Below are 16,451 nucleotides of genomic sequence, written 5' to 3'. Positions count from 1 at the left end.
CCGGGCGGGTGACTTCCCGCACGTCCCACCGACCATCGGAGTCTCCGTGTCACTGCCACCCCTGGTCGAGCCAGCCGACGAGCTCACCGTCGACGAGGTCCGCAGGTACTCACGTCACCTGATCATTCCGGATGTCGGGATGGAAGGTCAGAAGCGGCTCAAGAACGCGAAGGTCCTGTGTGTGGGTGCGGGCGGCCTCGGTTCGCCCGCCCTGATGTATCTCGCGGCCGCCGGCGTCGGGACGCTGGGCATCGTCGAGTTCGACGAGGTCGACGAGTCCAACCTGCAGCGGCAGATCATCCACAGCCAGTCGGACATCGGCCGGTCGAAGGCGGAGTCGGCCAAGGACACGGTGCTGGGGATCAACCCGTACACCCAGGTCAACCTGCACCTGGAGCGGCTCGACTCCTCCAATGTGATGGAGCTGTTCGCGCAGTACGACCTGATCGTGGACGGTACGGACAACTTCGCCACCCGCTATCTGGTCAATGACGCCTGCGTGCTGCTGAACAAGCCGTACGTATGGGGCTCGATCTACCGCTTCGACGGCCAGGCCAGCGTCTTCTGGAGCGAGCACGGGCCGTGCTACCGCTGCCTGTACCCGGAGCCCCCGCCGCCCGGCATGGTGCCGAGCTGCGCAGAGGGCGGCGTGCTGGGCGTGCTGTGCGCCTCCATCGGCTCGATCCAGGTCAACGAGGCGATCAAGCTGCTGGCGGGCATCGGTGACCCGCTGGTCGGCCGCCTTATGATCTACGACGCGCTGGAGATGAACTACCGCCAGGTCAAGGTCCGCAAGGACCCCGAGTGCGCGGTCTGCGGCCCGAACGCCACGGTTACCGAGCTCATCGACTACGAGGCGTTCTGCGGTGTCGTCTCCGACGAGGCGCAGGAGGCCGCCGCGGGCTCCACCATCACTCCCAAACAGCTCAAGGAGTGGCTGGACGACGGCGAGAAGGTCGACATCATCGACGTGCGGGAGCCGAACGAGTACGAGATCGTCTCGATCCCCGGCGCGCGGCTGGTCCCCAAGAACGAGTTCCTGATGGGCAACGCGCTCCAGGACCTGCCGCAGGACAAGAAGATCGTCCTGCACTGCAAGACGGGTGTCCGCTCCGCGGAAGTCCTCGCCGTGCTGAAGAGCGCCGGGTTCGCCGACGCCGTGCACGTCGGCGGCGGCGTCATCGGCTGGGTCAACCAGATCGAGCCCGACAAGCCGGTCTACTGAGCATCGACGCCGAGGGGTGGCACAGCCGGGGGCCGGCCGTGCCACCCCTCGTGCTGTCCGGTCAGCGGCAGTCGGTGCCGTCCTTCGGTACCCGGCCGCGCAGCAGATAGCCGTCGACCACCTTGCGCACGCAGGCGTTCCGGCTGTCGTACGCGCCGTGCCCTTCGCCCCTGTAGGTGACCTCCACCCCCACGTCGTCGCCCAGCTCCCTTTTCATCGCCCGCGTGCCCCCGTACGGGGTGGCCGGATCGCCTGTCGTACCGACCAGCAGGATCGGGTTGGAGCCCGTGGCACTTACCGGAGGCGTCGTCCACCTGCCGCGGACCGGCCAGTCGTGGCACGAGGTCAGCCCCCAGGCGGACATCGGGCCGAAGACCGGGGACGCCTCGGCGAAGTCGGGCAGCTTGCCCTTGATCTGCCGCATGCCGTAGCGCTCCTTGTTGTCGGCGCAGCTGATGGCCGTCAGCGAGGACTGGAGCGTGCTGTAGGTGCCGTCCTGGTTGCGCCCGTTGAGCGCGTCGGCGAGCAGCAGCAGCGTCGAGCCGTTGCTGTCCACCAGTGCCTCCTCCAGCCCCTGGGTGAGCAGATCCCAGGTCTCTCTGGCGTACAGCGCCTGGGCGATGCCGCCCTCGGCCAGTGCCTCGGTGAGCTTGCGGCCGCTGTCGGTGGGCATCGGTTCGGCGTCTATGTCGGCCAGCAGGTCGGTGATGAGCTCCTTGCCCTCCGCCGGGTCCTCGCCGACCGGGCAGTCCTGGCCGTGTGCTGTGCAGTGCTCGAGAAAGTTGTCGAGCGCCAGCTGGAATCCGCTGCTCTGACTGAGCGAGCCCTGCGCCGGTGTCGAGCTGGGGTCGACCACGGCGTCGAAGACGGCGCGGCCCACATGCCGCGGGTACAGATGTGCGTAAACGCCGCCCAGTTCGGTGCCGTAGGAGATGCCGAAGTAGTGCAGCTTCCGGTCGCCGAGCACATGCCGCATCAGGTCCAGGTCGCGCGCCGTGTTCTCGGTCGTCAGGTGCGGCAGCAGCGCGCCCGCCCGCTTCTCGCAGCCCTGCGCGAAGGTCTCCTGGCGGGTGAAGAGGCGGCGCTCCTCCGCGTCGGTGTCCGGCGTCCAGTCGGCGGCGAAATAGGCGTCCAGCCGCTTGTTGCTCAGGCAGCTGACGCCCTCGCTGCGGCCCACCCCGCGCGGGTCGAAGCTGACGAGGTCGTAGCGGCCGCGCAGCTTCTCGTAGTCCTCCGCGAAGGACGGGAGAGTGGCGACGCCGGAGCCGCCGGGGCCGCCGAAGTTGAACAGCAGCGAGCCGATGCGCTTGCCACCGCCCTTGCGCGCGCGGGCGCGGATCATCTCGATCCCGAGGGTCCGGCCCTTGGGCTTGCTGTAGTCCATCGGCACCCGCAGCGTCGCGCACTCCCAGCGCTCGCCTCCCGGCAGCGGGGACGGAGAGCCTGCGTCGGTGCCCTGTGCCGCGTTCGGCGCCGGACAGTGCGACCAGTGCGGCCTCTGCCCGGTGAGGGAGCGGGGAAGGGCGGGGCTGTGGTCCCGGGGCGTGCTGCCGGAGGAGGAGCTGGTGGACGGCGCCGAGGGGGAGCGGGGGGCGCTCTTCGAGGCGGCCGGGCTGGTCTCGCCGCTCGGCCGGGCCTCGCCCTTGGTGGTGCTGTCCGAGTCGCCGCCGCAGCCACTCGTCACGGCAGCGGTCACTGTGAGCGCCGCTATGAGGGCGGCACCCGGCCGCAGGGAGCGGGAATGGCGCATGGACGTCCTCCCGACAGACGGTGGGACGTTCATCGTGCGGACGTGCGCCGCCCCGCGGCGCGCTGCGTGGTGCGTACGGGTGGTTTCGCAGCGGGCCGGCGGCGTGCCTGCTGGAAGGCGGAGTGCGTGCTGGATGGCGCCCTGGAGCGGCTCTGTCAGAGCGCGCCCTTGCGGGTCAGCTGGGTGAACGACAGCCAGCCGGGGAGCACCGGCATCCACAGCGTCAGCAGCCTGAAGAGCAGCACCGCGGGCGTCGCGACCTCCTTCGGCACCCCGAAGGCGATCAGCGCGGCGATCAGCGCCGCCTCCACGGCGCCCAGCCCGCCCGGGGTGGGCGCCGCCGAACCCAGCGCGTTCGCCGTCAGGAAGACGACGGCGAGGTTCGCATAGCTCGTCTCATGGCCGAAGGCACGTACACACGCGTCCAGGCACATCACGAACGCCAGCGTCAGCAGCAGCATCCCCAGCAGGCCGGTGAGCAGCTTCTGCGGGCGCTGCACCACGTCCAGCATCCGGGGCACCACGCCGGCGAACAGCGAGCGCACCCGGTTCGAGACGAACCGGCGCAGCGCGGGCACCGCTGTGACGATCAGCACGAGCACCGCAGCTGTCAGCAGACCCGCGATGACCGCGCGGGACGGCGAGAGAGTGGGCGTGTGCTCGGTCCCTGTGATGTAGCCGAACAGCATCAGCAGGGTGATGTGGCTGCCGAGCCCGAACAGCTGGGAGGCGCCCACGCTCGCCACCGCGTGTCCTGGCCGCACCCCAGCGCGCTGGAGGAAACGGGCGTTCAGCGCGACACCGCCGACCGCCGCAGGGGCGACCAGTTTCACGAAGGAGCCCGCCACCTGTGCCTGCACGGTCCGCCACCAGGAGACCTTCTCCGGGACGAAGCCCAGCAGGGCCATCGCCGCGAACACATAGGTCAGAGCGGAGAAGAGCACCGCACCGCCGACCCAGGCCCAGTTCGCGCCGAGCACCTTGTCGAGCGGAACCTGGGAGAGCTGGGTGAGCAGGAAGTAGGCGGCCAGCGTGCCCGCGATAAAGCTGACCAGGGTGCGCGGCCTGATCCGCTCCAGCCGTGCGGGCTCTATGGGCGCCTGCGGCCTGATCCGCAGCACCTGTTGCCGGATCTGGGCCAGCAGATCCTCCTCGCGGGCCTCCTCCAGCGCCTCGTCTATCGCCTTCTTCTCGGCGTTCTTCTCCGCCCGCAGCGACTTGCGGTGTGCGCGCCCTCCGGCCGCCTGCTCCGCGGCCTCGTCCCGGGGCCGGGCGCTCCTGCGGGCGCGGGACGCCTCGATGACGGCCTCGCGTTCGCGCTGGGCGCGCTCCTTGGCGAGCCGCCGCAGCGTCGTACGGGTGCTGCGGCTGAGCGCGATGGGCTGGAGCAGCGGCAGGCTGTCCGCTATGGCGTCCGGGCCCAGCACGTCCACGGCGGTTGCCACGGCGCGCTCGGCGCCCACCCGCAGCCCCAGCGTCGTCAGCAGCTGCGCGATGTCCATCCGCAGGATCAGATCACCGGCTGCGATCTCGCCGCCGCGCAGATCCGTCAGATAGACGGCGCCGGAACGGTCCACCAGCAGCGCGTCCCCCACCAGCCTGCGGTGTGCGATACGGCGCGACTGGAGCGCCCTGACCTGCTGCCAGGTCGTGCGCATCAGTTCGTCGGTGATCTCCTCGTCCGGCAGCGCGTCCAGGCTGCGGCCCCCGATGTGCTCGTAGACCAGCATCACGGCGTCCGGGCCGAGCTCCGAGGTGGCGATCAGCCGGGGCGCGTTGGCGCCCGCGGAGATGGCCGCGTAGGCGAGCAGCGCCTCCTGCTCCAGCGCCTGCCGCAGCGACTGGAGACTGCGCCGCTGGGTGATGCCGCGCAGCGCCAGCCTGCGCCAGACGCGGTAGAAGAAACCTTGTGCCTGCCGCTCACGGTCGACGACGGTCACATCGAGCGGAGGGCCGTCCTCCAGGGTGACGCGGTAGCGGCGTCCCCGGTCGTTGTGGTCGCGCCGGTCGGCCTCGCTGGTGTCCTCCACCCGCAGGGCGCTGACCGGCTTGAAACCGACCCTGCGCAGCCCCGCGAGCAGCGTCTGTCCGGTCGGTCGGACGTTCGGGGTGCCGACCGCGTACAGCGTGCCGTAAGCGACGGTCCAGCCGATCAGAATGGTGACCACGATGGAGAACGCCGTTGTGTACCCCGGCACCAGTACCGCGGTCGCGTTCAACAGCAGCACGCCCCACAGCACCACCCGCCAGCGCGGGCGGCGCGCCATGCCGACAGCGGTCATATAGGCGATGACGGGAGCCAGATAGCTGTGCACCGGGGTGGTGGCGTCCTGCGGGGTGATGGCCTTGGTCAGCGCGTCCCGGATCGAGTCGGGCGCCGCCTGGGCGACCCACAGGTCCACGGCAAGAGAGGCGCCGTGCGCGAGTACGGCGGCCAGCACGCCGTCGGCGATCCGCAGCCCGTCCCGTTTGATCAGCCGCTCGATCGCGAACGCGACGGGGACGAGCAGCACGGCGATGCTGGACGCCAGCCCGGTCAGGCTGATGAGCAGGTCGGGCGCCTCCGCCGTGCCCTTGTCGATGTCCTGTTCGAGCCCGGCGGTGGTGCCGTGCGCGAAGTTGGCGATGACGAGCACCAGCGCGATGCCCAGCAGCCCGAGCACCGTCCGCAGCAGATCGGAGGGGCGGTGCACCCGCGCCGAGAGCAGTGGTTCATCGCTCTCGATCTCGATACGGTCCCCCTCCGCGCCGGCCTCCGGCTGCTCGCCTGGGGGCGGCTCCTCGTCCGGCTTGTTCGAGTTTTCCCCGTCCGAGTTTTCCCTGGCGGAGCTGTCCCTGTCCGGGTCTTCCCTAGTCGAGTTTTCCCCACCCGTGGCGCTGTCGGACGCCTTCCCGGCCGGTTCCTGGCCTGAGTCCTGCTCGGGATCCTGTCCGGAGTCCCGCCCGGCTTCCTGCCCGGAGTCCTGCTCGGCGTCGTCCCCGGCGGGGCGGGCAGCGCTGTCGGCGGCAGGTGCGCCCTCCTTGCGGGGCTTGTCACCGTGCCGCTGTCCGTCTGCTGCCGTCTCGTCCTGGTCCCGTATCACTCGTCACCGCCCGGAAGATGGTGGCATGTGGGAAGGCTCGCCGGGACCACGAGGGTGCATTCCGGGGATCTGAGGGACGAATCGGCAGCCGTTCGGGACCGTCCGGGAACGACCGTTCGGGGGTGCCTGTGGACAACGGTCCCGCGCTGTCGGTGGCATGCGGCACCATGGCCCGCATGCCTGGAGATCCCCGAGACGAGGAGCTGCCCGACGGCCCCGCCACGCCCTGTGCGACGGACGTGCCAGCTCCCCCAGCCTTCGGCCGGGGAGACCCCCTGCCCGATTACGCGGAGCGCGTACTGGAGGTCGCCGAGCTGATCCCGGCCGGCCGGGTGATGACCTACGGGGACATCGCCGAGTGGCTGGAGGAGGGCGGCCCCCGCCAAGTGGGCCGGGTGATGGCGCTGTACGGCGGCGCGGTCCCGTGGTGGCGTGTAGTGCGCGCGGACGGCGTACCCCTGCCGGGGCAGGAGCGCGAGGCCCTGGGGCACTACCACGCGGAGGGCACCCCGCTGCGCGAGCCCACCGCCGCGTCCCGCCGCCAGGGGCACATTCCGCGTATCGACATACGCCGGGCCCGCTGGGACGGAAAGGCCCGTTGACCTCGCGCTGCGGCTCCTCACAGTTCCCAGCTTCCGCCATGCCCACAGGCCCCATGCGCTGGACAGTCCGTACGGAGTACAGCAGCCGTACGGGGTACAGGAGCGATGCGCTGCGACACGTGTGGGCGCTGGCGTAGCGTCTGCACCACTCCGCACAGACCTCCCCCTAGGCGATCCACGTGAGTCCCTCCCTTACTGCCGAAGCGCACCAGCGGTCCCGCGAGCCCGGTGCGTACCGGCTGGTGCGCTCCGTGGCCGAACGGGTCGATCTCCCTGCCTCTGACGCGGCGCAGCGCGCTGTGGTTGACCACCGTGACGGGCCGCTGCTCGTTCTGGCCGGCCCCGGCACCGGCAAGACGACCACCCTCGTCGAGGCGGTCACGGCGCGCGTGCGGGAGGGCACGGATCCGGAGCGCATCCTGGTGCTGACCTTCAGCCGCAAGGCCGCCGTCGACCTGCGCGACCGGATGACGGACCGGCTCGCACGGGAGGCGCGCCCCGCCCGGCTGCCCCGCCAGGCGGCCCGCGCGGGCTCCGTCGGCGGCGTACCACGCGCTCCCCAGGCGACGACGTTCCACTCGTACTGCTACGCGCTGGTGCGCGCACACCAGGACGCCGATCTGTTCGCCGAGCCGCTGCGGCTGCTGACCGGGCCCGAACAGGACCTGCACATCCGTGAGCTGCTCGAAGGGCAGCTCGCCCTGGAGCGCCAGGGGCGGGCGCCGGTGGGCTGGCCCGACGAACTGCGCGCCTGCCTGACGACCAGGGGCTTCGCCGACGAGGTCAGGGCCGTGCTCGCGCGCAGCCGGGAGCTGGGCCTGGGCCCCGCGGCCCTCGACGCCTTCGCCCGGCGCGCAGGCCGCCCCGACTGGCGGGCCGCGGCCGGGTTCTTCGCCGAGTATCTGGACGTACTGGATATGCAGGGGGTGCTCGACTACGCCGAACTGGTGCACCGTGCCGTCCTGCTCACCCGGCGCGAGGAGGTCGCGGCCCGGCTGCACGGCGCGTACGACGCGATCTATGTCGACGAGTTCCAGGACACCGACCCCTCCCAGGTGCGGCTGCTGCATGCGCTGGCGGGCAGCGGGGCACGCACCCTGGTGGCGTTCGGCGACCCGGACCAGTCGATCTACGCGTTCCGTGGCGCGGACGTGAACGGCATCCTCGACTTCCCCCACACGTTCCGGCAGCGGACCGGCGCCCCCGCGCCCGTCCGCGTGCTGCGTACGGCCCGGCGCTCCGGTGCCCGGCTGCTGGCCGCCTCCCGTGAGCTGACGGCCCGGATGCCGCTCACCCGCCTCCCCGCCGAGGCCGTCCGCGCCCACCGCGCTCTCCGGCCGGCACCGCAGCCCGACAGCGCGGGGGACGCGGGCCCGCAAGGCGGTCGCGTCGAGGTTTTCACCTATCCCACAGCAGGCGCCGAGCTGGACAACATCGCAGACCTGCTGCGCCGCGCCCACCTCGAAGACGGCCTCCCCTGGGGCGAGATGGCGGTACTGGTGCGCGCGGGCGGGCGCTCCCTGCCCGTCGTACGGCGTGCCCTCATCTCCGCCGGGGTGCCGGTGGACGTGGACGGCGACGATGTGCCGCTGCGCCACGAGCCCGCCGTCGCACCCCTGCTGAAGGCGCTGCGGGTGGCGGCCACCGGTGCGCTGGAGGAGCACACGGTGCTCGGCACGGAGACGGCACTGACGCTGCTGACCTCGCCGCTCGGCGGTATGGACGCCGCAGACCTGCGCCGCCTCGGGCGGGCACTGCGCGAGGAGGAGCGCGCGGCCGGGGCCAGGGTGCCGCGCCCCTCCGACGTGCTGCTGGCCGAAGCCCTCGCCGAGCCCGAACGGCTGGTCGCCCACACCCCGCACTCCGGTGCCACGGCTTCGGCACCGGCCGGCAGGTCCGTCGAGGGCGCCCACAGCCTCGGGCTGCTGCTGCGCAAGACCCGTGAACTGCTCGCCGGGGGCGGCACGGCGGAGGAAGCCCTGTGGGAGCTGTGGAACGGCACGAGTTGGCCCGTACGGCTGGAGCGCGCCGCACGCCGGGGGGGTCCGTCAGGCCGCAACGCGGACCGCGACCTGGACGCCGTCTGCACCCTGTTCGCCGTCGCGGCCCGCGCCGAGGAGCGCGGTGGCGGCCGGGGAGCGCTCAACTTCCTGGACGAACTCGAAGCCCAGGACATCGCCGCCGACACCCTCGTCCAGCGCGCGGTGCGGCCCGCCGCCGTACGGCTGCTGACCGCGCACCGCGCCAAGGGCCGGGAGTGGCGGCTGGTCGTCGTCGCCGGGGTGCAGGAGGGCCTGTGGCCCGATCTGCGGCGGCGCGGCTCCCTCCTGGAGGCGGACCGCATCGGCCGGGACGGCATCGCCGAGCCGCTGTCCCCAGGGGCGTTGCTGGCCGAGGAGCGCAGGCTGTTCTACGTCGCCACGACCCGCGCCAAGGAACGCCTCGTGGTCACCGCGGTCCGCGCCCAGGCGGAGGACGGCGACCAGCCCTCACGGTTCCTGACCGAACTGGGTGTCGAGCCGCAGCCGGTCGGCAGCCGCCCCCGCCGCCCGCTGTCGGTGCCCGCACTGGTCGCGGAACTGCGCGCCACCACCGTCGACCCGGCAGCCTCGCCCGCGCTTCGGGACGCGGCCGCGCGGCGGCTGGCCAGGCTCGCGGCCGAGCGCGACGAGGAGGGCTATCCGCTCGTTCCGGCAGCACACCCGCAGCGCTGGTGGGGACTGGCCGAACCGACGCACTCCAGCGTGCCGCTGCACGAACGCGACGCACCTGTCGCACTGTCCGGCAGCGCACTGGAGCAGCTTGCGCGCACCTGCTCCCTGCAGTGGTTCCTGGCCCGGGAAGTCAAGGCGGACGAGCCTGCCACCGCTGCACAGGGCTTCGGCAACGTGGTGCACGTGCTGGCCGACGAGGTGGCCTCGGGCAGCAGCCCAGCGGACCTGTCCGTCCTCATGGAACGGCTGGACGCGGTCTGGGACGGGCTGGCCTTCGACGCGCCGTGGAAGTCACTGCAGGAGAAGGAGAGCGCCCGCGCCGCCCTGGAGCGCTTCTTGCGCTGGCACGTCATGGAGCGCGGAGAGGGCCGTGAGCTCGTCGGCAGCGAACACGGATTCGACGTCACGCTGCGCGCGGGGGAGAACGCCGTCCGCATCCGGGGCAGCATGGACCGCGTCGAACGCGATGCCCAAGGACGCGCGTATGTGGTCGATTTCAAGACAGGCCGTACCCGCCCCACCGGTCCCGAGGTCGAGCGCCACCCCCAGCTCGCCGTCTACCAGCTCGCCGTACGGGAAGGCGCGGCCGACGCCCTCTTCGACGGGGCACGCCCGGAGCCGGGCGGGGCCGAGCTGGTACAGCTGCGGCTCGGTGCCGCCCAACGCGACGGCGGGGACACCCTGCCGGTCGTCCAGCGCCAGGAGGCGGTGCCGGAATCCGCGGCGCTGGAATCCGCGGCGCTGGAATCCGCGGCGCCGGAGTCCACGGCGCCTGGCTCCGGGAGGCCGGAGTCCGAGGGTGCTCCGGGCAGCGACTGGGTGGGCGAGTTGCTGGCCACCGCGGCGGCACGGGTCCTCGACGAACGCTTCACCCCCTCACCGGGCCAGCACTGCACGCACTGCGCCTTCCGTGCGGCCTGCTCCGCCCGTCCCGAGGGCCGCCAGATCGTCGAGTAGGCCCCCGCGCTTCGCGCGGGGCACCGGGTGGCCGCTTCCTCCGGCCCGGGGGTGATCTGTCAGCCGCGAGCGCTAGCGTCTTACGAGTGCCCGCACAGCTCACCGACCCCGCACAGCTCGCCGAGCTGCTGGGTATCCCGTTCACCCCGGAACAGACGGCCTGCATCACCGCGCCGCCCGCTCCGCAGGTGATCGTGGCCGGTGCCGGCTCGGGGAAGACCACCGTCATGGCAGCCCGCGTGGTCTGGCTGGTGGGCACCGGACAGGTCGCACCCGACCGCGTCCTGGGGCTGACGTTCACCAACAAGGCAGCCGGCGAGCTGTCCGAACGCGTACGCAAGGCGCTGCTGCGCGCCGGAGTGACCGACCCCGACCCGGTGGCGCCCGGCGGCGTTCTGGACGGCGCCGAGCCGGGAGAGCCGCAGATCTCCACGTACCACGCCTTCGCCGGACGGCTGCTGACCGAGCACGGGCTGCGCCTGGGCATCGAGCCGACCGTACGACTGCTGGCGGACGCCACCCGCTTCCAGCTCGCTGCCGGGGTGCTGCGCGCGGCCCCAGGCCCTTTCGAAGCGCTCACCAAGTCCGTTCCGGCGCTCGTGGAGGACCTGCTCGCGCTCGACGCCGAGCTGTCCGAACACCTCGTCACCCCTGAACAGCTCCGCGAACACAACGCGGAACTCCTCGCCGGCCTGGAGGGCGCCCGGCTGACCAACGACAAACTGCGCAAGGTACCCCAGACCACGCGAGCCCGGGACGAACTGCTCGGCCTGGTCGAGGAGTACCGCGTCCGTAAACAGGCCAAGGAGCGGATCGACTTCGGCGACCAGATCGCGCTGGCCGCACGGCTCGCCGGTATGCCGGAGGTGGGCCGGGCGCTGCGCGAGCAGTTCTCCGTCGTACTGCTGGACGAGTACCAGGACACCTCCGTCGCACAGCGCATACTGCTCGCCGGACTCTTCGGACAGGGCACCGGCCATCCCGTCACCGCGGTCGGCGACCCCTGCCAGGCGATCTACGGCTGGCGCGGCGCCTCGGTCGCCAACCTGGACGACTTCCCGCACCACTTTCCGCACGCCGACGGCAGCCCGGCCCGCCGCCAGTCGCTGAGCGAGAACCGGCGCAGCGGCGGCCGTCTGCTGCACCTCGCCAACGGGCTGGCCGCACCACTGCGCGAGCGTCATGAGGGCGTCGAGGCGCTGCGTCCCGCACCCGGCGCCGAGGGGGAGGGGCGGGTCAGGGCCGCGCTTCTGGAGACCCAGTCCCAGGAGATCGCCTGGCTGGCCGACTCCCTCGCACATCTGGTGCGCACCGGCACGCCGCCCGGCGAGATCGCCGTGCTGTGCCGCAGCGCCACCGACTTCGCGGAGATCCAGGGCGCCCTGGTGGAGCGTGAACTGCCGGTCGAAGTCGTCGGTCTGTCCGGACTGCTGCACCTGCCGGAGATCGCCGACCTGGTCGCCGTCTGCGAGGTGCTTCAGGACCCCACCGCCAACGCCGCACTGGTGCGACTGCTGACCGGACCGCGCTGGCGGATCGGCCCACGCGACCTGGCACTGCTGGGACGCCGTGCGGCGCTGCTCGTCACACACCAGCGGGGCCGCGCCGGCCACGACCCGGACGAGCGGCTGGCCGCGGCCGTCGAGGGCGCCGACCCGACCGAACTGCGCTCCCTCTCGGACGCCCTGGACACCTTCCTCGAGGCCGACGGCTACGACGACGCCCTGCCCTTCTCGGCGGAGGCACGGGTGCGCTTCGCGCGACTCGCCGCCGAACTGCGCGACCTGCGGCGGTCGCTGGCCGACCCGCTGATGGACGTACTGCACCGGGTGCTGACCGCCACCGGGCTGGAGGTCGAGCTGGCCGCCTCCCCGCACGCGGTGGCGGCCCGGCGGCGCGAGACGCTCGGCCAGTTCCTCGACATCGCCGCGGGCTTCGCCTCGCTGGACGGTGAGGCCACACTGCTGGCCTTCCTCGCCTTTCTGCGTACTGCTGTGCAGTACGAGAAGGGGCTGGACAGTTCGCTGCCGGGCGGCGAGAACACGGTGAAGGTACTGACCGCGCACAAGTCCAAGGGGCTGGAGTGGGACGTGGTCGCAGTGCCGGGCCTGGTCGCCAAGCAGTTCCCCAGCGAGCAGGCGCGCGAGACCTGGCTCACCCAGCCCAAGGTGCTGCCGTACGCGCTGCGCGGCGACGCCGCCACGCTGCCGTCCCGGCCCGAGTGGAACGCCAAGGGCCTCAAGGAGCACGAGAACGCGCTCCGTGCCCATCAGGCGACCGAAGAGCTCCGGCTCGGCTACGTCACCTTCACCCGCCCGCGCAGTCTGCTGCTGGGCTCGGGCCACTGGTGGGGCCCCTCCCAGAAGCGCCCGCGCGGCCCCTCCGCCTTCCTGGAAGCCCTGCGCGCCCACTGCGAGGCCGACCCGGCGCACGGCGAGGTCGAACACTGGGCGGAGCCCCCGGAGGAGGGCGCGGCCAACCCCGCACTGGAGGAGCCCGCCGAGGAACGCGTCTGGCCGCTTCCCCTGGACGAGAACGCGCTGGCGCTGCGCCGTGCGGCGGCGGCACGGGTGCAGTCGTACCTGGAAGCAGCGGCCGACGAAGCGCAGCCGGACCTGGCGGTGGACCGAGTGGCGGACCCGGCGGCGGGCCAAGAGACGGCCCCGGCGGACGACCCGGCCGTGGAAGAGCTCACCCCGGAGGAGGCCCGGCTGGCCGCCGCCTGGGACCGCGACCTGGAGGCACTCACCGACGAGCTGCGCCGCTCCCGCGCAGCGGTGCGGGACGTACCACTGCCGCGCTCACTGAGCGCCTCACAGCTGCTGCGCCTGGCCGCCGACCCGGAGGGCTTCGCACGGGAGCTGGCCCGCCCCATGCCCCGCCCCCCGCAGCCTGCCGCAGCGCGCAGGGGCACCCGGTTCCACGCCTGGGTGGAGTCCCGCTTCGAGGAGCTGCCGCTGCCCCTGCTCGGCCCCGACGAACTGCCCGGCGCGGACGGCGAGGGCCCCTACGGAGGTGAGCCGCCGCACATTGCGGACGAGCGTGATCTGGCCGCCCTCAAGGAGGCGTTCGAACGTACCCCCTACGCACAGCGCACGCCCTACCGCGTCGAGGCACCCTTCCAGCTCGTCCTCGCCGGCCGGGTCGTCCGTGGCCGCATCGACGCCGTCTACCGGGACCGCGCCCCGGACGGGAGTGCGACGTTCGACATCGTCGACTGGAAGACCGGCCGCGGCCAGGACGCCGACCCGCTCCAGCTCGCCGTCTACCGGCTTGCCTGGGCCGAACAGGAAGGCGTACCGCTGTCTGCGGTCAGCGCGGCCTTCCTGTACGTACGCAGCGGCGAACTGGTGCGGCCCCAGGAGCTGCCCGACCGGGAAGGACTGGAGCGGCTGCTGCTGGGCGAGGCCGCCCCGGACGATCAGGCAAGTCATCCGGCCGACGGCTGATCACCCCCGGCCCGTTAGGCTCGATGGCATGAGCATCCCCCCGGACAGCGCAGTCCGGACCTTCATCCAGAACCAGCGTTCCGCCTTCCTCGCTGACCTGGCCGACTGGCTGCGCATACCCTCCGTCTCCGCCGACCCGGGGCACACGGACGACGTCCGGCGCAGCGCCGACTGGCTCGCCGCCACCCTGCGCAAAACGGGCTTCCCCGTCACGGAGATCTGGGAGACAGAAGGCGCGCCCGCCGTCTTCGCCGAGTGGCCCTCCGACGACCCGGCAGCACCCACCGTCCTCGTCTACGGTCACCACGACGTCCAGCCCGCCGTACGCACCGACGGCTGGCACAGCGAACCGTTCGAACCCGAGGAGCGCGACGGACGCCTGTATGCGCGCGGCGCCGCCGACGACAAGGGACAGGTGCTCTTCCACGCCCTGGGCCTGCGCGCACACCTGGCCACCACCGGACGCACCGCACCTGCCATCGGTATCAAGCTGCTGATCGAAGGCGAGGAAGAGTCCGGCTCCCCGCATTTCCCCGCACTGCTGCGCACACACGCCCAGCGCCTCGCCTGCGACGCCGTCGTCGTCTCCGACACCGGCATGTGGAACGAGGACACTCCGACCGTCTGCACCGGCATGCGCGGACTCACCGACTGCCAGATCGACCTGTACGGGCCCGGCCAGGACGTGCACTCCGGCTCCTTCGGCGGCGCCGTACCCAACCCGGCAACCGAGGCGGCCCGGCTCGCCGCCGCACTCCACGACGAGGACCGCCGGGTGACCCTCCCCGGCTTCTACGACGGGGTGGTGGAGCTGACGGACGAGGAACGCACCCACTTCGCCGAACTCCCCTTCGACGAGGAAGCCTGGCTGCGCACCGCCCACTCGCGGGCCACGCTGGGCGAGCGCGGCTACACCACACTGGAGCGCGTCTGGGCCCGCCCAACGGCCGAGGTGAACGGCATCAGCGGCGGCTACCAGGGCCCCGGCGGCAAGACGATCGTGCCGGCCCACGCCGAGCTGAAGCTGTCCTTCCGTACCGTCGCAGGACAGAACGAGGAAAAGATCCAGCAGTCGCTCCGCGAATGGGTCGCCGCCGGACTCCCCGCAGGCATCCGGCACGAGATCACGTTCTGGGGCGCCACCCGGCCCTGCCTCACCCCGCTCGACCACCCCGCGCTGCGCTCGCTCACCCGGGCCATGGAGCGCGCCTTCGGGAAACAGATCCGCTTCACCAGAGAGGGCGGCTCGGGCCCCGCCGCCGACCTGCGGGACGCCCTCGGCGTGCCCGTGCTGTTCCTCGGAATCTCGGTCCCTTCGGACGGCTGGCACGCCCCCAACGAGAAGATCGAACTCGATCTTCTGTTCAAGGGCGCCGAGACGGCCGCATACCTGTGGGAGGACCTCGCGGCACACTGGAGCGCGAACTGACCTGCATCCTGGAGCGCGAACCGACCCCGCATCGCGCCCGCCCGGGCGGCCCCCGGAGCCGCCCGTCGACCGACTCACCAACGCTCGCCAACCGCCCCCCGACCCGGCCGCCGGGCGGGGAGCCCCGACCCAGGGGGAGTAGGAAGCAGAAGTGACCATCCCGACCTCGACCGACCGCACCGACGACGAGACTGCCGGCCCCGCCGGGGCTGCTGGAACCCCCGACACTGCCGGAAGCCCCGACACGGCGGGCTCCGCCGACACCGCGGGCTCCGCCGACGAGGCCGCCGCGGCAGCGTCCGCCACCGACCGGCCCATCAGCCTCACCAGCACCGGAGGCATCGACCGCGCCTCCCACCACCGGCTGGACGAGGCATGGCTGGCAGCCGCGTGGAGCCACCCCAGCACACGCGTGTTCGTGGTCTCCGGCGGACAGGCACTGATCGAGGACAAAGAGGATGGCACAACAGAACTCGTCATGATGCCGTCCTTCGACGCACCCTTCACCGAAGCCCACCGCTACTTCCTGGGCACCGACGAGGAAGGCGTGCGCTATTTCGCGCTCCAGAAGGACTCACTGCCCGGCAGGATGGACGACATCGCCCGCCCAGCCGGACTGCGAGAAGCCGGCGTCCTACTCTCCGACCGCGACAGCGAACTGATGGTGCACGCCATCGGCCTGGAGAACTGGCAGCGCACCCATCGCTTCTGCTCCCGCTGCGGCGAGCGCACCGTCATCGCGGCGGCAGGACACATTCGCCGCTGCCCGGCCTGCGGTGCCGAACACTACCCGCGCACCGACCCCGCGGTGATCATGCTGGTCACCGACGACCAGGACCGCGCACTGCTGGGCCGCCAGGTGCACTGGCCGGAGGGCAGGTTCTCGACGCTCGCGGGCTTCGTCGAGCCGGGCGAATCCCTGGAGGCCGCGGTGCGCCGTGAGGTCGCCGAGGAGGCAGGCGTCGCCGTCGGCCCGGTCACCTACATCGCGAGCCAGCCCTGGCCGTTCCCCTCCAGCCTCATGCTGGGCTTCATGGCACGCGCCACCTCACCCCGCATCAAGGTCGACGGGGACGAGATCGAAGAAGCCCGCTGGTTCTCCCGCGACGACCTGCGGGCCGCGATCGAGTCCGGCGAGGTGCTTCCGCCCTCGGGGATCTCCATCGCGGCCCGCCTGGTCGAACGCTGGTACGGACAACCGCTGCCGCAGCCCCGCCGCCACGACTGAGGCAGCGAGCCCGG

The 16,451-nt window shown here is 72.1% G+C and carries 8 protein-coding genes; 6 read left to right on the top strand and 2 right to left on the bottom strand.

The features are described from left to right. The first annotated feature begins 46 nt into the window (after positions 1-46). Positions 47-1,225, top strand: coding sequence for an adenylyltransferase/sulfurtransferase MoeZ (gene moeZ / locus ACTWP9_RS00245; RefSeq protein WP_443243850.1), 1,179 nt, complete (start codon positions 47-49; stop codon positions 1,223-1,225). Positions 1,226-1,286: 61 nt separating this feature from the next. Here moeZ and ACTWP9_RS00240 read toward each other — a convergent pair whose 3' ends face one another. Further along, positions 1,287-2,975, bottom strand: coding sequence for an alpha/beta hydrolase (locus ACTWP9_RS00240; protein ID WP_443243849.1), 1,689 nt, complete (start codon positions 2,973-2,975; stop codon positions 1,287-1,289). A 155-nt stretch (positions 2,976-3,130) separates the two neighbouring features. After that, positions 3,131-6,058 (bottom strand): flippase-like domain-containing protein, encoded by a 2,928-nt coding sequence (locus tag ACTWP9_RS00235; protein ID WP_443243848.1) that lies wholly within the window; start codon positions 6,056-6,058, stop codon positions 3,131-3,133. Positions 6,059-6,234: 176 nt separating this feature from the next. On the opposite strand from ACTWP9_RS00235, the gene ACTWP9_RS00230 reads away from it, so the two are divergent. The 5 genes from ACTWP9_RS00230 (at position 6,235) to nudC (ending at position 16,437) form a co-directional block, all read left to right on the top strand. Beyond that, positions 6,235-6,660, top strand: coding sequence for an MGMT family protein (locus tag ACTWP9_RS00230; protein ID WP_443243847.1), 426 nt, complete (start codon positions 6,235-6,237; stop codon positions 6,658-6,660). 179 nt (positions 6,661-6,839) lie between these two features. Further along, positions 6,840-10,331 (top strand): ATP-dependent helicase, encoded by a 3,492-nt coding sequence (locus tag ACTWP9_RS00225; RefSeq protein ID WP_443243846.1) that lies wholly within the window; start codon positions 6,840-6,842, stop codon positions 10,329-10,331. Between the two features lie 86 nt (positions 10,332-10,417). Then, positions 10,418-13,780 carry an ATP-dependent helicase gene (locus ACTWP9_RS00220; RefSeq protein WP_443243845.1) on the top strand — a complete coding sequence of 1,121 codons (3,363 nt, stop codon included), beginning with the start codon at positions 10,418-10,420 and terminating at the stop codon, positions 13,778-13,780. A gap of 28 nt (positions 13,781-13,808) precedes the next feature. Then, positions 13,809-15,209, top strand: coding sequence for a dipeptidase (locus ACTWP9_RS00215; protein ID WP_443243844.1), 1,401 nt, complete (start codon positions 13,809-13,811; stop codon positions 15,207-15,209). A gap of 316 nt (positions 15,210-15,525) precedes the next feature. Next, the gene (nudC, locus tag ACTWP9_RS00210) at positions 15,526-16,437 is read left to right on the top strand and encodes an NAD(+) diphosphatase (RefSeq protein WP_443244362.1); all 912 of its coding nucleotides are present in this window, start codon (positions 15,526-15,528) and stop codon (positions 16,435-16,437) included. Positions 16,438-16,451 lie beyond the last annotated feature (14 nt).

Source organism: Streptomyces sp. 3N207 (assembly GCF_052246355.1).
Lineage (GTDB): Bacteria > Actinomycetota > Actinomycetes > Streptomycetales > Streptomycetaceae > Streptomyces.
This window is presented reverse-complemented; position numbering and strand designations above follow the sequence as displayed.